General features: G+C 42.3%; 18 protein-coding genes, 1 pseudogene and 4 CRISPR repeat arrays. Of the genes and pseudogenes, 16 read left to right on the top strand and 3 right to left on the bottom strand.

What is annotated here, in order from left to right:
- Positions 1-363: 363 nt before the first annotated feature.
- The 6 genes from KIK04_RS00980 to KIK04_RS00955 all read left to right on the top strand — a co-directional run bounded on the left by KIK04_RS00980 (position 364) and on the right by KIK04_RS00955 (position 7906).
- A complete protein-coding gene (locus KIK04_RS00980) occupies positions 364-1464 on the top strand; it encodes an amidohydrolase/deacetylase family metallohydrolase (protein ID WP_232276499.1) in 1101 nt (366 codons plus the stop codon).
- A complete protein-coding gene (locus tag KIK04_RS00975) occupies positions 1442-2545 on the top strand; it encodes a DgaE family pyridoxal phosphate-dependent ammonia lyase (protein WP_232276498.1) in 1104 nt (367 codons plus the stop codon). Before KIK04_RS00980 ends, KIK04_RS00975 begins: the two co-directional genes overlap by 23 nt.
- Position 2546: 1 nt before the next feature.
- Positions 2547-3302 carry a 2-dehydro-3-deoxy-phosphogluconate aldolase gene (gene dagF, locus KIK04_RS00970; protein WP_232276497.1) on the top strand — a complete coding sequence of 252 codons (756 nt, stop codon included), beginning with the start codon at positions 2547-2549 and terminating at the stop codon, positions 3300-3302.
- Complete coding sequence (locus KIK04_RS00965) at positions 3295-4311, top strand: sugar kinase (RefSeq protein ID WP_232276496.1); 1017 nt, start codon at positions 3295-3297, stop codon at positions 4309-4311. Before dagF ends, KIK04_RS00965 begins: the two co-directional genes overlap by 8 nt.
- 6 nt (positions 4312-4317) lie before the next feature.
- The gene (locus tag KIK04_RS00960; RefSeq protein ID WP_232278535.1) at positions 4318-5046 is read left to right on the top strand and encodes a GntR family transcriptional regulator; all 729 of its coding nucleotides are present in this window, start codon (positions 4318-4320) and stop codon (positions 5044-5046) included.
- 694 nt (positions 5047-5740) lie between these two features.
- Positions 5741-7906, top strand: a complete 2166-nt coding sequence (locus KIK04_RS00955; protein ID WP_232276495.1) for a hypothetical protein — start codon at positions 5741-5743, stop codon at positions 7904-7906.
- Between the two features lie 74 nt (positions 7907-7980).
- Here the strand turns inward: KIK04_RS00955 and KIK04_RS00950 are convergent, their stop codons facing one another.
- Positions 7981-8442, bottom strand: a complete 462-nt coding sequence (locus KIK04_RS00950; RefSeq protein WP_232276494.1) for a hypothetical protein — start codon at positions 8440-8442, stop codon at positions 7981-7983.
- A 599-nt stretch (positions 8443-9041) separates the two neighbouring features.
- A CRISPR array of direct repeats spans positions 9042-9799; the repeat unit is 32 nt; unit sequence GTCGCTCTCTATGTGAGAGCGTGGATTGAAAC.
- 264 nt (positions 9800-10063) lie between these two features.
- On the opposite strand from KIK04_RS00950, the gene KIK04_RS00945 reads away from it, so the two are divergent.
- Both KIK04_RS00945 and KIK04_RS00940 read left to right on the top strand, forming a co-directional pair.
- Positions 10064-10594, top strand: coding sequence for a DinB family protein (locus KIK04_RS00945; RefSeq protein ID WP_232276493.1), 531 nt, complete (start codon positions 10064-10066; stop codon positions 10592-10594).
- Positions 10595-10938: 344 nt separating this feature from the next.
- Positions 10939-11298: a CRISPR direct-repeat array (repeat unit 32 nt).
- Positions 11299-11487: 189 nt separating this feature from the next.
- On the top strand, positions 11488-11910 hold the full coding sequence (locus tag KIK04_RS00940) for a helix-turn-helix domain-containing protein (protein WP_232276492.1): 423 nt from the start codon (positions 11488-11490) through the stop codon (positions 11908-11910).
- Between the two features lie 409 nt (positions 11911-12319).
- On the opposite strand, the gene KIK04_RS00935 is transcribed toward KIK04_RS00940, so the two are convergent.
- A complete protein-coding gene (locus KIK04_RS00935; RefSeq protein ID WP_232276491.1) occupies positions 12320-12778 on the bottom strand; it encodes a GNAT family N-acetyltransferase in 459 nt (152 codons plus the stop codon).
- An 850-nt stretch (positions 12779-13628) separates the two neighbouring features.
- Between KIK04_RS00935 and KIK04_RS00930 the strand changes: the two genes are divergently transcribed.
- From KIK04_RS00930 to KIK04_RS00915, 4 genes are all read left to right on the top strand, one after another.
- Positions 13629-13829 (top strand): aspartyl-phosphate phosphatase Spo0E family protein, encoded by a 201-nt coding sequence (locus tag KIK04_RS00930; RefSeq protein ID WP_232276490.1) that lies wholly within the window; start codon positions 13629-13631, stop codon positions 13827-13829.
- A 3-nt stretch (positions 13830-13832) separates the two neighbouring features.
- A complete protein-coding gene (locus tag KIK04_RS00925; RefSeq protein WP_232276489.1) occupies positions 13833-14072 on the top strand; it encodes a helix-turn-helix transcriptional regulator in 240 nt (79 codons plus the stop codon).
- Between the two features lie 199 nt (positions 14073-14271).
- Complete coding sequence (locus tag KIK04_RS00920; protein WP_232276488.1) at positions 14272-14844, top strand: SMI1/KNR4 family protein; 573 nt, start codon at positions 14272-14274, stop codon at positions 14842-14844.
- A 63-nt stretch (positions 14845-14907) separates the two neighbouring features.
- Positions 14908-15096, top strand: coding sequence for a hypothetical protein (locus tag KIK04_RS00915; protein WP_232276487.1), 189 nt, complete (start codon positions 14908-14910; stop codon positions 15094-15096).
- A gap of 340 nt (positions 15097-15436) precedes the next feature.
- Positions 15437-16192: direct repeats of the CRISPR family, unit length 32 nt; unit sequence GTCGCTCTCTATGTGAGAGCGTGGATTGAAAC.
- Between the two features lie 171 nt (positions 16193-16363).
- Here KIK04_RS00915 and KIK04_RS24365 read toward each other — a convergent pair.
- Positions 16364-16651: pseudogene (locus KIK04_RS24365) on the bottom strand (transposase); the annotation flags it as partial.
- 240 nt (positions 16652-16891) lie between these two features.
- Here KIK04_RS24365 and KIK04_RS00910 point away from each other — a divergent pair.
- The 4 genes from KIK04_RS00910 to KIK04_RS00895 all read left to right on the top strand — a co-directional run bounded on the left by KIK04_RS00910 (position 16892) and on the right by KIK04_RS00895 (position 21480).
- Positions 16892-17359, top strand: coding sequence for a hypothetical protein (locus KIK04_RS00910; protein WP_232276486.1), 468 nt, complete (start codon positions 16892-16894; stop codon positions 17357-17359).
- A gap of 49 nt (positions 17360-17408) precedes the next feature.
- On the top strand, positions 17409-17837 hold the full coding sequence (locus KIK04_RS00905; RefSeq protein ID WP_232276485.1) for an SRPBCC family protein: 429 nt from the start codon (positions 17409-17411) through the stop codon (positions 17835-17837).
- A 109-nt stretch (positions 17838-17946) separates the two neighbouring features.
- On the top strand, positions 17947-18378 hold the full coding sequence (locus KIK04_RS00900; protein ID WP_232276484.1) for a GNAT family N-acetyltransferase: 432 nt from the start codon (positions 17947-17949) through the stop codon (positions 18376-18378).
- Positions 18379-19463: 1085 nt separating this feature from the next.
- Positions 19464-19959: a CRISPR direct-repeat array (repeat unit 32 nt; unit sequence GTCGCTCTCTATGTGAGAGCGTGGATTGAAAC).
- Between the two features lie 240 nt (positions 19960-20199).
- Entirely contained in the window at positions 20200-21480 is a 1281-nt protein-coding gene (locus KIK04_RS00895) for a helix-turn-helix domain-containing protein (protein WP_232276483.1), read from the top strand.
- Positions 21481-21555: the final 75 nt, after the last annotated feature.

Below are 21555 nucleotides of genomic sequence, written 5' to 3'. Positions count from 1 at the left end.
GACATGAGGGATATGTCTAGCGTGAAAGCTAGCCTTGAGCCCCATATGCTTATGCAATTGCAGAGTGCGTTGGGTAATCAAGCATTATCGCGCCTAATCTCGCATAGCGGACCAGCGGATTGTATACGAGTTTTATTGGAGCTATCAAATAACAGCTGCTTAAAAGGATGAAACAGACTTGTGCTTAAAGTAGGAGTCTGTTTCTTTGCTTCTTTTTCATAACGCGATTTAAACATTATAACGTTATATTTACTAAGTAGATTTCGTATGCTATTCTACAGTTGTAAGCATTTCGAAAGTGAGCGGAACTAAAGCTCGAATAAGCATCAAAAATGCAAAGAAAATGGAGAGAGGAGGAAGCGAATGAATGATCGGTATGTCCTACACAATGTGAAGCGCGTGAACGAAGACGCAATCGATATCGTGATTGAAAATGGAAAAATTGCTGAAGTGACAGCGTCTGGGAGTGGACGTGGGCGTAGAGTAGTCGATTTTTCAGGCATGTACGTGTCGAGTGGATGGATTGATATACATGTGCATGCTTTTGCGAAACTAGCGCCGTACGGTGATGAAATCGACGAAATCGGAATCAAGCACGGTGTAACGACGATTGTGGATGCAGGAAGCTGCGGCGCAGATCGGATCGCGGAGTTGATTGCGAGCAGCGAACAAGCGAGAACGAATGTGCTTGCCTTTTTGAACATTTCGCGGATCGGTCTGAACCGAATCGATGAATTATCGAATCTAGAGTGGATAGATAAGCATCGGGTCGCACAGGCGGTGGAGCAACATAGAGATAAGATAGTTGGCTTAAAGGCGCGGATTAGTAAAAGTGTTGTCGGCGGCAACGGCATTGAGCCTTTGTTCATTGCAAAACTGCTGTCCAGAGCAGCGGATCTACCCTTAATGGTACACATCGGTTCCGGCCCTCCGTCGATTGAGGAAGTCGTTTCGTTGATGGACAACAGAGATATCATTACGCATTATTTGAACGGTAAGGCTAACAATCTTTTTGATGCAACTGGAAAGCCTCTGCAAGTGCTCAAGGATGCTATCGAGCGTGGTGTGCATTTGGATGTCGGCCATGGGACGGCAAGCTTCTCGTTTCGGGCTGCGGAAGCGGCTAAGCGACATGGTATTGGTCTACATACGATTAGTACAGACATCTATCGCGGTAATCGCTTGAACGGGCCTGTGTACAACATGGCGCACGTACTCTCGAAGTTTCTGTATCTCGGCTACTCGCTAGAGGAAGTGATCCTAGCCGTTACCTCCAATGCGGCAGACTGGCTTCGCAAGCCGGAACTCGGGCGTATACAGGCAGGCGACCCTGCTTATTTAACCCTCTTTACCCTTAATCGTGAACCCCTTGAACTTGTTGATTCTGAAGGGGATAAGCGAGTCACAGACATCAGCATACAAACGAAGGGAGTCGTTGTAAATGGCGAACTCATGGAATGCTAAATATGGACTTAAACGTGTCATTAATGCTAGTGGACGAATGAGTATTCTCGGTGTATCTGCACCGACGGATACGGTTATGGAGGCCATGAAGCAAGGTGGTCAACGTTATGTAGAGATAGCTGATTTAGTCGATAAAGCAGGAGATTATGTAGCGCGTATACTTGGCTCCGAAGCAGCCGTTATCGTCAATTCGGCTTCGAGCGGGATTGCCTTGTCTGTGGCGGCGCTCGTGACAAAAGGAAACCGCCGCAAGAGTGAGCGCCTCCACCAAGAGCATATTTCCCGCAACGAGATCATCATGCTCAAAGGCCACAACGTTCAATATGGTGCTCCTGTTGAAACGATGATTTATTTGGGCGGCGGCAAGGTCGTTGAGGTGGGCTACGCCAACGAAGGTCGTGCTGAGCATATTGAAGATGCGATCACGGAATGTACGGCAGCTATTTTGTATGTGAAGTCTCACCATGCTGTTCAAAAGAACATGATTTCGGTCGAAGAAGCATGGGAGATTGCGCAGCGTAATGGCGTTCCGCTGATCGTGGATGCGGCGGCGGAGGAAGATATTCAGAAGTATGTGAAATACTCGGATCTAGCGATTTACAGTGGGTCAAAGGCGATAGAAGGACCCACATCAGGTATTATTGGCGGCAAGCGCATGTATATCGAGTGGGTCAAAGTACAGTTGCACGGAATTGGCCGTAGTATGAAGGTCGGTAAGGAAACGACTTTTGGGCTTCTTCAAGCACTGGATGAATACGGTGTCAAAGAAGATAACAGCGAGCAAGAAAAAGCGGCACTCCAAACTTTGATGCCGTTGAATGAACTAGCAGGTGTCACGGTGACGATTGTACAAGACGAAGCAGGCCGAGCAATCTTCCGTGCGCGGATTCAAATTAACCCAGAGCAAGCGCATACAACAGCGACAGAAGTGAATAATGGACTGCGCGAAGGTGAGATTGCGATTTACACACGTGATTATGGGGTTAGACAAGGCTATTTCGATATCGATCCGCGTCCGCTTCAAGGCGATGATATTCAGGTTATTGCATCTACAATTCGTACATTACTAGGGGGAAACTAACATGTCTAATCTAACAAATCGTTTTTACAAAAATCGTGTCGCATTGAATGTATTAGCTAATAGTGTTGAAAATGCAAAAGGGATTTTCGAAGCAGCAGAAGGCTATGTCTTCGTCGGCGTGCTGTCGAAAAACTATGCAACGGTGGAAGAAGCGGTTACAGCAATGAAACAATACGGAGCGGAAATTGAGGATGCCGTATCGATCGGATTGGGCGCGGGTGACAATCGCCAAGCGGCTGTTGTTGCAGAGATTGTGAAACATTACGCGGGCAGCCACATTAACCAAGTGTTTACAGCGGTAGGTGCAACACGCGCTAACCTTGGTGGCAAAGAGAGCTGGATTAATAGCTTAGTGTCGCCGACAGGTCGCGTTGGATATGTGAATATTTCAACGGGCCCGTTAAGCGCAGCACAGGATGAGCCTGCTTTCGTGCCGGTTAAAACGGCGATTGCAATGGTGCGTGATATGGGCGGTAACGCGTTGAAATACTTCCCGATGAATGGGTTAAGCTGTGAAGACGAGCTTCGCGCTGTCGCACAAGCGTGTGCTGAAGCAGGGTTTGCTTTAGAGCCGACGGGTGGCATTGATAAAGAGAACTTTGAACCGATTGTTCGGATTGCGCTGGAAGCGAAAGTGCCACAAATTATTCCGCACGTCTATTCATCGATTATCGACAAAGAAACAGGCGACACGAATGTCGATGACGTACGTGAGCTGCTTGCGGTCGTGAAGAACTTGGTAGACCGCCATGGCTAAACGGGTCGCGGCATTTGGCGAGGTTATGATGCGGTTGCAAGTGCCAGGGCATGAGCTATTGTCGCAGGCGAACACCCTTAAGTACTCCTTCTCGGGCACAGGGGTAAATGTTACGGCGGCGCTTGCGCGCTATGGGCATGCAGGCTACCTTGTGTCCACCTTGCCAGCCAACGCGGTTGGCGATGCGGCAGCAGCGTACTTGCAGAAGCTAGGTGTAGCTGGCTCTTTTATGAATCGTGCTGGCAAGTATGTCGGCATGTACTTTTTAGAAAACGGATTCGGGGCGCGACCTAGTCGGGTGACGTATTCCAATCGATTGGAAAGTAGCTTCAATACGGCCCCAGAAGGTGCCTATGATTTTACTGCGATTGCGAGGAGCATCGATGTCGTTCATTTTTGCGGCATTACGTTGGCGATGAATGACGCTGTGCGGGGGCATATGAAAGCCTTTGCGCGCGCTGTCAAAGAGCAAGGCGGCACCGTCGTCTTCGACTGCAACTATCGTCCGACCCTGTGGGGTGAAGACGGCTATGAGCAGGCGCGAGCGCATTATGAGGACATGCTGCACTTGGCCGATATTGTGATGATGAACGAGAAGGACGCGATGTTCGTCCTCGGTATGAAGACAGACAAGCAGGAGCGGCACGAACAGCTTGTAGAGCTGATTCCAGCTGTAGCGCAAAAATATTCGATCTCGGTAATCGCGGGAACGCACCGTTCGATTAACAGTGATAATACGCATATGCTGCGCGGCTTTATGTTTAAGCAAGGCGCATTCGCATTTTCATCAACACTCACGTTTTCGGTCTATGATCGAATTGGGGCTGGAGATGCTTATACGAGTGGTATCGTACATGGTGAGCTGGAAGGTTTCTCCGTCGAGAAGACAGTCGAGTTTGCCGCAGCAGCAGGAATGCTGGCGCATACGATTGTGGGTGATACGCCGATGTCCTCAGAAAGTGAAATTTTACGCGCGATGACTGAGGCTGTGGGGGATGTAGAAAGGTAGTGAAGGATTCAAGTGTACGTATCTCGGAAAAAAGGTCCACTCTATTTACAAATTAAAAAAATATTAAAAGATCGCATCCTGCACGGGGAATATCCCTTGGAGTTGAATATCCCGTCAGAGCCACAACTAGAAGCTGAATTTCAAGTCAGTAAAATAACGGTTCGAAATGCGATCACCGAGCTTGTTCAGGAAGGATATTTGGAAAAGCGAAGTGGTAAAGGGACGAAAGTCATTCGAAATACGTCCATTTCCAAACTTTCTAAAGGGAAACGCTTTACGGAAGTGTTAGTGGAAGAACGGCACAAAATTCAAAAGCAGCTGCTGAAAGTCGCAGTTGTGCGCAGCGAAGAGGGAACAGAGCCGCATCGCTTATTCGGGGGTGATGTACTCTGTATAGAGCGTCTGTATCGCCTTGATGATGCACCGTATATTCATTACACGCACTATTTGAGTGCTAGCCTGGGGGATATCGTGACGTCGGAAATTTCGGACATGCAGCTTCAGTCTCTGTATGAGCTACTAGAAGAGCACGGGATTTCCCTCGAAAAATTCCGCGATGAGTTTGCGGTTGCTGTAGCACCTCTTCATGTGGAGAAGGTGCTGCAACTTAAGGAAGCAGCTCCGTTGTTGAAGCGCTCGCGCTATTCTTACGACGCATCTGGCAAGGTGATCGAGTATAGCGAAGGGTACTATAACACGGGAATGCAGCCGTATCTGGTTAATTACGATGCATAGCTGTTGTGGATGTGTGGTAGGAGGGTAGGAAATTGTACACCTACTCATGCTGTTAAGTCGCGTTGGACATGGTTGGACATGATTACGTCTCACTTTTGATTCTAACGGTCGCCACTGCCGTTATTTCTACGGATGAGATACGATTAGGAGATTAACGGTTCTGGCAGCGCTTATTGCAATGAAAACGGCCGAATTTTCTAATCCGTTCATCAAATAAGTTCTCTGACATCCGTTAGAAATCGAAACCGTGTAAATCGGGCCAAATAGCTTCTGTGGTAACCATTAAGAGCTGCTATTTACGCATCTGTGTGCAAGCAACAGTAAAGTGGGATGCGATGACCAGATGCCAATACCATGCCTAGACATATCATGCATTTCCAAATTCCTTCTGGCCACCCGTTCATGTGGGAGAACCCCAATCAAATGAATGATGAGATTCTAACATGAGGGTCATCATACGAATTATGAAAAAAAGCCCCATGTAGTCTGCTTTGAATGTGTTGCACGCTTGAGCCAAGGGTGTGTCTCAAATGGTCTGTTCAGACTTTTTGAGACACACCTTTTTTGTTGTGTTTATTTTGCTTGGAAAATGTGTGATTAGGTCAGATTCAACATATCAATTTGTATATTAATCTAGTCTTTTGAAATAGATGTATGTAGAGATATGATTCTACTTATAGGGAGGGTGATGAACATGAGTGATCAGAAGCCGACAACAAGAGTAGATAGTCATGCTATTGAGGATGGTCTATTTGGGAGTAAGGCGGATTCTACCCATTTTACAGAGTCTCTCTTAAATGCAACTGCGGTACAACCCGCGATACAATCCCTTAGTGGGTTGTATACATGGAGCGATCAGCAAGTCCGCGAGGAGCTGCGCCTTGATGTAGACGGGCGCTATCCGCAAATGGTGGCGAGTGGGACGACGATTTCCAATTTTAACGCGGCTGTTCACTGGATTGCGAAACTGTCGGCTGATGGACCAAATCGATGGGCAGGCATTATCAAAAATTACGGCAACCCCACATTCCCATACACAAATGTGCAAATAGAAGCAGCAGCGAGCGCATTTCCTGATCAGGGAACCGCAACAGCGGTATTTTTCGCAGGAAATCAGTCGGATCGAACGATCTCGTACCGATTTGAATCTCCTTATTTTCATCGCGTCCAATTTGAATTTGATGCTGAAGAGGGCACGACACCCGCAACGACCTTCCACACCCACTCGCTGGACAATCGACCTGCAACTTTGCCAAATGAGACTTTAACGATTTCGGATGTATTCAAGCGAGCGGGCTTTGATGTCAGCATATCAGAGGGAGGGAGTACGATTCCGCGGGAGGATGCTGGGGCGGATACGAAATGGACCTTTCAAGAACTGAACGATGCGATGCATGCGCATTGGTCACATTACAGCGACAAGCCTAACTGGTCGTTGTGGACTTTTTTTGCAGCCTCCGAGAGCAGGGAGTATGGGCGTTCCCTTGGCGGGGTTATGTTTGATAGCAGTGGTGCGAACCAACGCCAAGGTACGGCGGTGTTTAACAACTCTTTTATTGCAGAGCCACCTCCGGGCAGTCCTAATCCTGCGGCTTGGGTGCAGCGTATGCGTTTTTGGTGCGCGATCCATGAAATGGGGCACTCTTTCAATTTGGCACATTCTTGGCAAAAGCACTTAGGCAGCCCTTGGGCACCACCCGATGGTCCGCTCCGATCAGAGCCAGCAGCGTTAAGCTTTATGAACTATCCGTACAAGGCGGAGGTTGGTGGGTTGGTGCCATTTTTCAATCGCTTCGAGTATCGCTTTAGCGATCAGGAGCTGTTATTTATGAGGCATGCACCTGAGCGATTCGTTCAGATGGGGAATACGGATTGGTTTGTCGATCATGGAGCTCGTGGTGCTTATGATGCTGGTTGTTCTCATAGTGGTGGTCAACTGAATGCGGTTCACCATGATGCTTTTCGTTTAGAGGTAAGAGTTAACCGCGACACGCCTTTGTATGAATGGATGGAGCCGGTTGTGGCCGAGCTAAAATTAACGAATACGTCGGATCAGCCGCAGTTGGTCAAAAATGATCTCTTATCTGACCTAAGCGGGATGACAGTCGTTGTTAGAAGAGAGGGAGAGCAAGGCAAGAGGCTGCTCCCGCATGCGCAATATTGCAGGAAGCTAGAGCATAAAATTCTGCTGGCAGGTGAATCTCTTTACGATTCGATATTTGCATCCGTTGGTAATCATGGTTGGTTAATTGCGGAGCCGGGATTCTATACGATTCAAGTTGTGTTGTCGATAGAAGGAAAGTCTGTTGTATCCAACGTGCTGAAAATTCGCGTTGCTCCACCTACTGGGTACGATCAGCAATATATTGCTCAGGACTACTTTTCGGATGAGGTGGGGCGGATATTGGCTTTTGACGGCAGTCGGTATTTGGAGAAGGGGAACGACATCCTTCGTGAAGTAACGGAGAAGCTAAGCGACCGTGCGGTTGCTTTGCACGCGCATATCGCGCTCGCGAAGCCTTTGGCGTTCGATTATAAGTTGCTTGACTATACGGGTGATGCAGACACTCTAACGGCAAGAGGCGGCCAAATCAAACGATTACCTGCGCAGCCGGATGAGGCGCGTAAGCAATTTGATGCTGCTCTCACGCAGCAGCGGAAGCTTGCCGCTACGACTTTAACGCATATTGATTACAATGACTATATGCGAACGTACAGCAAATTTCTTGCTACGCAAGGGGAAGAGCAGAGTGCCGCAGAAGTGCAGAGTGTGCTTTATCAGACGCTTGCTGAGCGTAGTGTACGGGAGCCGGTGTTGCAGGAAATCGAACATAGACGTATGCGTTACGAGCAGGTTTAACAGTATTTGATATGTAGGGTTGTCTCGAAAGGGCGGATGACTTTTTCGGACAACCCCCGTTATTTTTGCAAGATTTAGCTGTTGCGCTGCCTATCCATTAACCAATTAAAAAGTAGTACTAAGTGGTAATAAAGCAGAGACGCGACACTAAAAGCAATGATATAAAATGGCGGTATGTTTACTTCCCCAAATGCTCTTCCAGCTATGAGATGCTCAAGGCATACAGGAATGATCCATAATAAAGCACCAATAACAGCGTAAAGTGTAACATCGAATATATACTTCGGTAGCCTCGATAAACGTACTTTATCCCCAATGATCATGTCTATAAGCACTGAACAAGGAAGTCCAATGAACACATAAATAGGCGTGATAACAGCGGAATATAACATGAAGTAGGTCAAATATGAAAAAGGATCTACATCTGACTGACGAGCATAATGAATACCTGCAATTGACGGGCAAAATAGGAATGCCGCAGCAAATGCTGTAAACAATCGAACCTTAAATTGTGAAATTCCAGCTCTTGCTTCCATTTTCTCTAACCTCCCACCCTTGTGAAATAAGAGTATAAGCTTTTTTTAGAGACATGATACAACCGAAGCTAGAACATTGAAGTATTTCTTCATTTAACCGTCCCCTTATTCATAAAATGATGATGAATGTTCTAAGGTGACTAAGCACTTTTGAATATAGTAATATTTCTTTGAGTTGTCAATATGTTTCAAATTGATGCATTTGAAGCGGTGGACTTAGAATCGTTCGAAGGTTAAAAAGCATTGCAAACGGTACGGTTGAAAAGTTGAATACGGTGGAGCTTGGGCCTGTTGTGGCTGATTTTTTTCAGTTTGTATTTATTCGCCTTACTTGTGCGCGATTTGATAATGTTATCGATCCTACCCATTTTCGAGATGTAACTAATCTGCGAGTATGTAGTATGATAAAATGAGGAAGAAAGAAGCTCTCAGGTGCGAATGTGTAGCTCACATGAAATCCCTAGGGGATTCGCACCAGCGCAGTGGCGCGGGTTGAGAGCGTTTTGGTGCTGTTTATTCATGTACAGATAGGCAATAAAAGCGGGATTCGCACTTTTGGGGCCGCGAAGCCTTATGTGGCGCGGGCTAAAAATGCCGCTGTCGCTCTCTATATGAGAGCGTGGATTGAAACTGAATGGGAGAACATGACCTTTCATAAAATTAAGGTCGCTCTCTATATGAGAGCGTGGATTGAAACCTGTCGCCCGAACTTGGTCATTGCGTCATGATCTCGTCGCTCTCTATATGAGAGCGTGGATTGAAACTCCTACAATTACTGGTGGATTGTTAAGAACATCTGTCGCTCTCTATATGAGAGCGTGGATTGAAACTGTCAGACGAAGATTATAAATGGAACTGAAGAATAGTCGCTCTCTATATGAGAGCGTGGATTGAAACGGCGGAACTGGCGCAGTTATTGGCAGCGCGTTCGGCGTCGCTCTCTATATGAGAGCGTGGATTGAAACTCCTTTGCTCGTGTTGGACCCGCAGCTGCAAATAGTCGCTCTCTATATGAGAGCGTGGATTGAAACGCTCCCCTGATTGGAGTTGAAATCATTGGAAAGTGTCGCTCTCTATATGAGAGCGTGGATTGAAACTATTGAATGGAGGATGTGGCAATGCAGATGTTAGTCGCTCTCTATGTGAGAGCGTGGATTGAAACTCACGCCTGGGCGCGGACTCAAAAACAACAGATGTCGCTCTCTATGTGAGAGCGTGGATTGAAACCAATGAAGTATTTGACTTCAACGTGTCGTTTTGTGTCGCTCTCTATGTGAGGGCGTGGATTGAAACGCAGCTGCTTACGCTCTGGGTAATAGATCACATTGGCTCTCCATACGAGAGCGTGAATTGAAACTAGAAGCACATAATTTTTCCTTAGTGCTTATATTAATTTAAGGGTCGTTGTAAAGAAACGCATGCTACTCGCATATATGCTTTAACTCATTTTTGGAAATAGTAATACAATTTAGAAGACGTAGCCCAAACGAAGGAGTGGGAGCGTTCTTTTTTTATGTACGAACACGCAGTTTAATTGGAACAAGCATTATAATTAGATTACACATCAAGAAAAATGAATATTAAGCATAAATATGCTCTAAAACGAGGAGGATGAACTAGGATGCTGCATGATTTACAAGGTGAAGCTAATATGTCTTCTATTGTGGGAATGTTATATTCCGCTGTAAAAGAGAATAGCCAACGCCTACAATTAATCACGCATGGCATGTTGCAAGAAGAAGTAGATTACAAGGGACTTAATAACAATTTCAATAGTACTGCTCAATTAATCAAACATATCATGTATGTTGATCTGAATTGGGTGTATAGAATAAAGGGACAACCACTTCCACAGTCACTAAAAGAACAATATGGCCCCATGATAGATGAAAATAATAGGCTTCCGATGGTCAAAGGAATGTCTTTGAACACACTTATGTCTAACTACGAAGGTGTATTAGGAATGTTGAGAGATTCTTGTACACAATTAACAGATACTGATCTAGATAACATTGTCATATTTGGACATGAAAATGAAAAGCAAGCAACCATACGGTGGGGCCTATGGCATATGGCTGACCATAGTCGCTATCACCAAGCTCAAATTAATCAGCTCAGAAAGTGGTATAGTGAAATTTTTTTGGCCAAATAAAAGGGGGAATCCCCCAAAATGAAACCTTTCTTCATGACACTAGCGGAGAACATACGGTTAATATTACATTAGAAAATTATCCATAAGTTATTTGAAAATGTGGGGTAATATTATGTATGACGTAGGGAGTGGTTTAACCTATGAATACACCCTTAAAATAGGGAGGACGAAGTTCTACGGTGCGAATGTGTAGCTCACATGAAATCTCTAGGGGATTCGCACCAGCGTAGTGACGCGGGTTGCGGGCGTTTTGGCTCTTTTTTTGATGGAAAAAGAGGTGCTAAAAAGTCGATTCGCACTTTTGGGGCCGCGAGGCCTTATGCGGTGCGGGCTAAAAATGCCGCTGTCGCTCTCTATATGAGAGCGTGGATTGAAACAATTCCCGTCAACTGACGCACAAAACGTTTCTATGTCGCTCTCTATATGAGAGCGTGGATTGAAACTCCCGCTTTATAGCATGTGTTGCATGCTAAGTCGCTCTCTATATGAGAGCGTGGATTGAAACAACAAAATCCTGTAATGCCTCACGAATTACTTCTGTCGCTCTCTATATGAGAGCGTGGATTGAAACAAGAATACCAATACGTAAAGTGCTGATGGAATCAAGTCGCTCTCTATATGAGAGCGTGGATTGAAACCAATCCTGTGTGATTAACTTATAGTGAAGATGTAGTCGCTCTCTACCTGAGAGTGCTTATTGAAACTTTAAAGTAATGAAAGAATCTTAACTCCTGATGGGGCACTCCACATATAAAAACAAGGACTGAAACAGCTACAAGAGGTTCCCTCTAAAGTAGCGCAATGAAACAAAATATGGATTTACAAGTATAAATATCAATGGTAATATCGAGAAAATGTGTTAATTTGGTATTTATTCGAGAGAAGGTGAGAACGTGGCGCGAAATACGACACCTTTGGGAGAGCTTATCCAGCAATACCGAGGCAAATCTGGCATGACGTTAGCACAATTGAAAAGCAAGATTAGTATTACAAAAGGAACTTTATCCAAAATTGAGAACGGTGAAACGAAGAAACCTGAATTTAAAACGGTTCAATCTATTTCATCCGTGCTAAATATCCCCTTTCATGAATATGTTGAAAAATACATCGAGCTTGAGCAAAAATCAGAATCGCTGATGGGAATTTTAGAAATTGCAATTGCCGCACTAGAAAACACCATAGTCATCCCCAAAATTGCAACAAAATTGCTTGAATCAGAAAAAGAAGATAGCTTAGAATTAGTGAAACAATGCCTAAAAACAACACTGTATACTTCTTTTCTACATAAGTCCAAAAATTATTTCTCCAAACAGTAATACTCCCAATTAATAAAATTAGACTCGCCGAAATGGGTAAAACAATAGCACCGAAACTTTTGCCAAATTCAATAGCTGCTATTAATACAGATAGTACGATTATTAATATTAATTTTTTCATAACAGTTTCACACCAGACTTAAAATATTCTATATGAAAATATAACATAAGTAAGATAGTTCTAAAGCATAGTTGATAGACTTATTGTCACAAGCAGCCAAAATACCCTCTATTCAATTGAATAAGGGGCATTGTTTACCAAAGTGGCATTTGGGAACGTTATTTACGTTTGTTTTGTATACGATATAAATCCTTATTGCACTAAAGCACCCCGTTAGTGAAACAAGAACGCTTATGAAACAATCGCGCCCTTTTATGGAAACTTGTTCCCTTTTTTATATGCTCAGACCTATTTTTCTGGTATGTACAACCGCATATAAAGATAACCATCCTCTATATCGTCTGTTATTTCAAAGCCTATGTTGCTCCAAAATTTTTGTGCGGTTATATTTTCTAGATTAACTGGTAAGGAAATCCTACTTGCATTGTATTCTTTCCACAAATATTCAACACAAAGCCTAGCCGCTGCTGTTCCATAGCCTCTTTTTTGAAAACGGCTATCTATCATAAAATTTATGATTTGGGGGTTATTTTCGCCAATATACATTAAAACATAGCCCACCATCACATTATCGGCATAAATTGCAAAGGGGCGTGAATCATCATAAAACACCCACGCTTCGGCTAAAGACCACGCTACAGGGTCTACAAAGTCCACATTGGTATCAGTTGCATGCAAGTTTAAACATTCTTTATAATTGTCCCCATTAATTTTTCTTAACTCCAACAAAGAAATATCTCCTTCCAAACATAGTTAATGATGTTTAATGTAAATAATTCAACTTTTGAAAAGTGGGATTAGAAAATAAATCTTAATACAACCTGGCAATCCTAGAACTTAATGCTCCAATTGATTTTGAATCAGTTCTCCTTGATAATAGTCATTCATATAGTCGCATTGAACTTTTCTCCTCATCAACCGAACCCGTTACCCATAAGAGCGAGATTCCTTATGTACCCAAACTTTCATTTCGGTTCAATCATTAATACAACAAAATGGACCGATTGTGGAATAACGAAAATGCACCCAAAGCAGTGTTTGGGGGCGTTTTTAAAACACTTACTACTAAAGAATCCACTAGTTTGAAGTTTGATTCCTTATTAATTCATCGACGTTACCTTCAACGCTTACAATATCATTTTTCACACCTCTTTTATAAATTTTTAAAAATATATTTAGTTTTCTTAATGTAATAACCTGCTATTTTAATTAAAGTATAACCTTCCCAAACCGTCGTTTGGTAACTATTTTTTTCTTAGCGTTGTAAACAGCTTAAATCTGACGTGACCACATAATAGATAAAATCATTTTTATATACATCTGAATCAAAAAAGTAATTGCTACTGCTTCATAAATCATTTGTAATTATATTAACATATTTAACAATTATTAGGTGATACCCTTTTTGGATTATTTAGTTATAGAGCTTTATAAACATTTACTTGACTTTTAATAAAACTTAAAGGGCGTCTTTTTTTATTTATCTAAATAAAACTTGCAACAAAAGTTTCGTCAAAATTTTGAAGAAATGCTGCCTACGAAACTATATTTATTATTTAAATTAACAAATTATTAAAGTATTAGTGGGGGTGAGCGCATGATTCCTACATCTCATGTTACCCGTTATGCCAGCGAAGATGATTCTCCACTACTCTCAAATATCAAACATCTTCAAGCACAGCTTGTGCAGGCAGTAGACGAGCATAAGAGTTTCACAGCCCATCCTGTTGTTCAGCTTAGTCAGGAACTCGATCGATATATTTTACAATTTCAAAAGCATGCTTGCGAAAGGAGGTGAAGCATGATGACGCATCGCAAATGGTTAATTCAATGTAGGGGATGCAAAACTCAAAAAGAAGTCGCAGCATTATCGGGTATTAACCGCAGCTCCTATTCGAACATCGAAACGGGGAGGCGAACGCCAAGTGTAATTGTTGCGCAACGAATTGGGCAAGCACTGGGCTTTAAATGGCAGAGGTTTTATGAGGAAATCAGCAGCTATGAGGATGCAAATGAAAAAGACTATGTTTACGGTCAATAAACACAGTCTCATAACGAATTTATCCAAATAAATGATAAGCCAGATTGCATGGCACTCTTCTATTGTTGTCTTACGCACAAACAACCAGCATGACTAACCTTCAAGCTTTGTAGCCCCATCACATACCCATGTACAACATTCATCTAAGTCGATTCGACAGGATAGAGAGACAACTACATATTCCGAATGGGGAATGATTGTGAATAGCGAATATCGGGTAACCGAAATCATAAACCGTTTAAAACAGCGTACAGCTTTAAGGGAAAGCCTACTTGTACCACATATTTTAGGTGAGTTGTATGTAGGTCAATTTACATTTGAGCCGCCTGCGACCAAGCGGGAAATGAGAGGATTTACGAATCGTTTTAAGATTCAGCTTGCGGATGAGTACGTCGAATTTCTGAAATGCTGCAATGGCGCAATCCTATTTGACATTGGGGAAGGGATGCGCACTGAGATATATGGATTAAGGATGCTTACCACATTTATAAGCACAATCTCTGAATATTGCCCTCATTTTCTACCTATTGCCTCGAATCCGAAGGCTAATTTCTTTGTGGACATGACAAGTCAGGCAGGCCATGTATTTTGGAATGATGGAAGCCCGAACTATGTTTGCTTAAAGATGAGCTTTGCTGAGTGGTTAGCGCATGTTGTCACAGCTAGTAAGTCTGATAATGGGTCTGATTTTTGGAACTGGAGTCCGAGACTACAGTGTAGGGGCATTTATGATGCTGTTCATTCAGCTTGTATGGAGCGGAAGCAATACTGATGGGAGTATGTAAATGGAAAATGAAAAAGACTACAAATGGTCGGCGTGATAACCTCTCAAATTGTGAAAAATTCAGTTGTATACACATCAGATGGTGTGTTGTATGAATCGGTATGTGTATGGAATCAACCAGCCATAGAGCATGAAAGTGATCGGATTTTCGACTGGAAGGGTTGGGGTGTGCCTACAGATTTCAAATCATTTTTAATGATTCAGATATGGGATTACTACGATAAGCTGAAGTTTAAATGAAAATAGGTGAGATGTAACGTTGCAATATGTTGCTTCAAATTCAAGCTTTATGATTTGCACTAGAGGGAGCTTTGGCTCTTTTTAGTGCATTTTCATGATAGGGTGAGGCCCAGTAGTGGTGTAGGTAACTTGTGAACAGTATGTATGGTAAAATAGGGGTGAAGATGTCCCGAGGTGCGAATGTATAGCGCACATGAAATCCCTAGGGGATTCGCACCAGCGTAGTGACGTGGGTTGCGGGCGTTTTGGCTCTTTTTTTGATGGAAAAAGAGGTGCTAAAAAGTCGATTCGCACTTTTGGGGCCGCGAGGCCTTATGTGATGCGGGCTAAAAATGCCGCTGTCGCTCTCTATGTGAGAGCGTGGATTGAAACTATGTCTTTGCCGTCCAACATCTTTTTTGCGTAGTCGCTCTCTATGTGAGAGCGTGGATTGAAACCTTTACCACAAGAAGAATGGGACATAATTGATGATGTCGCTCTCTATGTGAGAGCGTGGATTGAAACACAAAAACTCTGAAAGCAATGCCATCTTTTACATGTCGCTCTCTATGTGAGAGCGTGGATTGAAACTTCATGTTCGCTAATCCGAACGAATGGACTAAGAATCGCTCTCTATGTGAGAGCGTGGATTGAAACCGATCAGCTACCGCCCTTAAGAGCGGCTATTGCAGTCGCTCTCTATGTGAGAGCGTGGATTGAAACAGTTTTATATTCACCATCACCATAAAAATCAGTTGTCGCTCTCCATGTGAGAGCGTGGATTGAAACCTCCCATCCACCAGAGATTTGATCCTGCACCCATGTCGCTCTCCATGTGAGAGCGTGGATTGAAACCAAATTCTCAAAAATTTCATCTAACTCCTTATCGTCGCTCTCCATGTGAGAGCATGGATTGAAACACTACCCGATAATACAACAGGTCAAAGATTAATGTCGCTCTCTATATGAGAGCGTGGATTGAAACACCTCCTCCCATGGTAAAATTATCATGGCTTGAAGTCGCTCTCTATGTGAGAGCGTGGATTGAAACTGCTTTTTTGTAAGGTGTACCCATTACAGGCCATGTCGCTCTCAACATGAAAGTATGGATTGAAACATTAATCCAACACTTGTTTCAGGCTCGGAATCCGTTTGCAGCCGCCTTATCTCTGGCTTCCATTTTGCTATGGATAAATGAGGTTTGAAGACACTCGCTAGTGCAGCGGAGCGGATTGCAAAAAAGCCGCAGCAGGCAAGCTCGTTGCGGCTTTTTTTAATTGACGGATTGTCAAGTTAAGTGCGACAGTTCGACCATGAAGGCTTCGTAAGCAGACCTCCAGCCCAAACATTTACGTGGGCGAGAGTTGATGAAGCGGACAGCTTCTGCTAGTTCCTCGTAAGATACCATTGTAAGATCCATGACCGTTGGGGGGAACTCCCGTAGAAGGCCAATTTCGTTTTCATTGGAGCCTCATTGCCAAGATGAATAGGGATCTACCAAATAAATCTTGATGTCGTGGGCGTTCTCTAAAGCCGTATAACAAGCGATTTTTCCACGGTCGGTTGTTGCCGTCTGACCACGCTTCATTTCACATGCTATGGTGGAAAGATGGCATCCTAGCTCTCCGACCTATTGCTCGTTTCGACCAACCCAAACGATGTAGATTCTCTAGTTGTCCGCATTCAAGTATGCTAAGATGAGAATAGCTCATGTCGGATTTTCCTGTGAAAAATTGTGTTGTGGTATCTTCCAATCTACACGAATCCAAGCATGGGCTTTTTATGTTTCAAGAACAAGTAAAGGGGCATCTAAGATATGAGTTCTCAGTTAGATGGGGCATCATTAACTAACGCAGGTAAATATAATATGATTTCACTTTTGTGTATATCGATTATAGTCTTAAACTGGTTTATGAATATAGGATTATTTCGAGTATTTTACTCGGTACCGATGATCATCCACGTCATTCTTTTTTATTTTTCAAATCGTACCTTTCATAGAATGGAATATCAAAAGTCAAACGTAATGAAGCTGGTTAACTACGCTGTCTATGTATCTTTTTTGCTGTTTCATATTTTATTGCCTGATACTATGGGGACGGCTGGCTCAGACAGAGTTTTTTTCGGTTTAATCACAGATACGGAATTAATAGATACAGCTAGCGTTGCTGCAATATTGTTATTTGGTGTCAATTTTATTTTGCTGCTTGTACAAATTGTCTACAATTGGAGAATCGGGCGAAAGCTAAGGACAGAATTGTATAAAAAAGCTGGCCTACTATAGCAGCGCACGCAACGCGTATCTAAAATCGAAACCCGAGGAGGTTTTTGCTATGCCCGACATTGAACATCTTCAAATCGTGAATGTGACGCCATCGAAAATGTATGATGTGTTAACAACCGCTGAAGGCTTGTCAGAAGTATGGACGAATGAACTAACCGTTAAAGACCAGATCGGATTTATAAATGAATTTCATTTTGGAAGCAAGGATATTACGAAGATGCAAGTGATCGAACTTGTGAGAGACCGTAAAATCGTTTGGAAATGTGTAGAATCTGATCCTGAGTGGATGGGTACGTTTATTTCATTTGAAATCGAAGAAAAAAATAAGAAGTCTCATGTTACGCTGAAGCATACGGATTGGAGAGAGGTGACAACATTTTATCGATTTTGCAATTATAACTGGGCCATGTTTCTTTATAGTTTAAAGTCATATTGTGAAGACGGAGTAGGGCTGCCTTATCAGAAGCGTAAGTTCTAATTGGTTTTGGCAAAGACTCATAGGTTTAAATTGTAAACGGAATGCGCTGCGTGGAACGTTATATGAAATTAATGAAATGAACGTGAAAATATGAGATAGGGTGAGCGCTTTGAGTGAATCAACTATTCAACTTCGATGGGCAACGGCTACTGATGCGCAAGCTCTTGTTAAGCTGAATGATGAATTTAATGGAGTAGGGATTACGGAAGAAGAAGTTGCTGATAACTTATCTTATTCAAATGAGCTTGTTGCACTGGCCTTTATTAATGAGTTGCCAGTCGGATTCGTATGTGCGCAATATTACAAATCTATATGCTATTCCAGTCCCTATGCTGAAATTACGGAACTTTACATTCGGGACGGTGCACGACGAAGAGGGGTAGCAACATTGCTGTTAGGTTTTGTGGAAGAGGAGCTCAAGTTAAGAGGAGTTAAATCGGTGAAAGTGTTAACAGGAAAAAAGAATGGAAGTGCTATACGTACATACGAAAAATCCAATTATGTAAAGAAAGAGGAGCAAGTTCTACACAAAAAATTATGATTTCAAGTGAGTTAACTGATTGTTACTGAAACCTACGAGGTTTAGTGCTGCGCACACGTTCGCAATTTAACAATTGTCTAATGTAAATGAGGTGTTGCTGATTGGTTAGTGCATCAACATGGTTCAGTCCTTATGCATTTGAAGTGCTTGGCATACCACTTGGAATTTTATTGGGAACTTTGTCAGCGTGGTTATGCAAGAAAATAATGATAGGCCCCCTTATTCATCTTCTTATATCCGTAATTTGCTACTTGTTTATATGGATTTATTTTTATTCTGAAAATACAACTGAGTTTTTTGCGATACACATGAATAGCGTAGATGAATACATAATGGAGTTGATTTTTATTTGTATGACGTGGGTGTTATCTTACGCTGTGGTTACAAATAGTAAAATGAAGAATAAAAAGATTGCGGAACAATGAATGAAGGAGCTTTTTCCAAAAGACAAGCATGATGTTGAAAGAGTCAATAATTGAAACATACTGGGAGAAAAAAAGTTAATAGACCTATTACGAGAATAGCTAAAATGGCATCTGAATGGAAACAAGCTTATGTGTCTTCATAATAAAAGATACTTCTAGATATTTGCAGGACATCGCACATTTCTGATATTGTTTAATCCATCGATCTAAGGCAGATGCACTTCGTTCATATTCGACTATAATAGCTGCTTTCTTTTTTTTCATTTTCGTGCAATTGAACCATTTTATTGGTAAACTCCGTTGTGAATGTACGTCTTTCTCTTGGCGTAGTAGATCTGCTCCTTATTATATGGCTTTTGTTCTACTCCACTAGTCCTTCTTTTTTATGTCTAACTAAGTGTAGCCTGTCCAATGCTTTGAGGGTTCTCAGTAAGATTAGTATAGGAGCGGGGATGCAGAGTCAGGTTATTATGTTTACGGGTCATAGGCTGAAAGTGCGAATGTGAAGCTCACATGAAATCCCCGGGGTATTCGCACCAGCGTAGTGGCGCGGGTTACGGGCGTTTTGGGTCTATTTTTTGTGAAAAAATTGGTGATAAAAAAGAGATTCGCACTTTTGGGGCCGCGAGGCCTTATGTGATGCGGGCTAAAAATGCCGCTGTCGCTCTCTATATGAGAGCGTGGATTGAAACTGAGATCACTTTCAACCCTAGACGATGTTTGACTGTCGCTCTCTATATGAGAGCGTGGATTGAAACATCAATAATTTCCTCGGCTTTTTTTTGAACGTATGTCGCTCTCTATATGAGAGCGTGGATTGAAACACTGCGCATTCGCTTAAAGCAAAGTTCGCCTTCCGTCGCTCTCTATATGAGAGCGTGGATTGAAACAAAAATATGACTACGGATTTCAAAGGGACAGCATTGTCGCTCTCTATATGAGAGCGTGGATTGAAACAACAACCCATTACTTAAGTACATAGGTATATAGGTGTCGCTCTCTATGTGAGAGCGTGGATTGAAACTTAATCGTCGTCGCGAGAACACTAATGAAGTTACGTCGCTCTCTATGTGAGAGCGTGGATTGAAACGCCTTCTGCGAGTAGTTGATACGGTCTGTTTGTGGTCGCTCTCTATATGAGAGTATGGATTGAAACGCAAGTGCTTTATTTGTTATCACTATTGATTTAGGTCGCTCTCCATATGAAGCATCATCTATCAACAATAAATCATACATAGAGGAAATTTAAGCCCACAAATTCAATACAACTGTGATCTGGGGATTTTTCCCTCTCAAGTAGCGGAATGAAACAAAATATGGATTTACGAGAAAAAATGTCTATGGTAAAATTGAGTGAATATACAAATTTGGTATTTATTCGAGAGAAGGTGAGAACGTGCCCCGTAATACGACACCTTTGGGAGAACTAATCCAGAAGTACCGGAATAAAGATAAAATGACATTGGCACAATTGGAAAGCAAGATTAACATCACAAAAGGAAGTTTATCCAAAATAGAGAACGGCGAAACGAAGAAACCTGAATTTAAAACGGTTCAGGCCATTGCATCCGTGCTAAACATCCCTTTTCATGAATATGTTGAAATATACATCGAGATTCAGCAAAAATCGGACTCACTCCGGGGAATATTAGAAATCGCCATTACAACACCAGAAAACACCTCAATAGCCCCCAAGATTGCAACAAAATTCCTTGAAAATGAAAAGGAAGATAGCTTAGAATTAGTTAAGCAATTGTACTCCACGACAGCCTCCATCACAGACACTACTATCCAACTAGACTTGTACAATAGCATCATTGATTACTCCCGCGCTCATGGAATTATGCCATATATTGCACAAGGTATGTATCAGGTATATATGATTGAACGAAATGATTTTAGTAGGCTGAACAGTACGTATCATACAGGCAAGAATATTTTAAATTATGCTAATTACCTAAACAGCAACGAAAGAGTAGTTTTACATTATTGTCTAGCAGTACATGCGTATAGTCTGATGTTGTACGAAGATTCTATTCAGTTTAGTGAATACGTAATTGAACATACAAATAAAAATGAATACAAGGCAGCCACAATAAACAATATAATTTTTTGTTTTTACAATCTTAAGCGCTTTGAACAGAGTAATCATTACTTGGAAGAGTACAAAAAATTTAATTTCCCCTATATAGCGGACAATTCAAGGATGTTTCAAGGAATTTTGAATATGAAAACAGGAAATGGGGAACTTGCGTTAATTCAACTAAGCTCGTATTTAGAATGCGCATCAGAATACAATTTGGTTTATGTTGTTTCGGAATTAATGAACATCTATCTACAAAAATGTGATTTTGATACTGCACTTACCTTACTTAATTATGAATCGAAAATGGAAGAGTCTCTTGAAGATGCTCGCACGACACCTGATAAATGGGCTAGATTGGCTAGTTTTTATCAATTAGTGGGCAACGTGCTTTTGAGACTAGATACAAACAGAAGCTTTGATTACTATCTTAAAAGTGCCAAGGAATATTTAAAAATTGGAATTACAAATCATGCACTTGAGAGTTTAGCATTAATCAATACGGCCATCATTGAAGATAGTTCGCGTTTCAGTATTGAGATTGCAAGAAGAACAAATGAAATGTATTTTCAGATAATAAACAAAAAATATTAGAAAGGATTGGTTGGCATGAAAAAATTCTTGTCTAAGATGCCGATTCTTTTTGTAGTTGCTTTATCTGTTGGGTTA

This window comes from Paenibacillus sp. 481 (assembly GCF_021223605.1).
Lineage (GTDB): Bacteria > Bacillota > Bacilli > Paenibacillales > Paenibacillaceae > Paenibacillus_B.
This window is presented reverse-complemented; position numbering and strand designations above follow the sequence as displayed.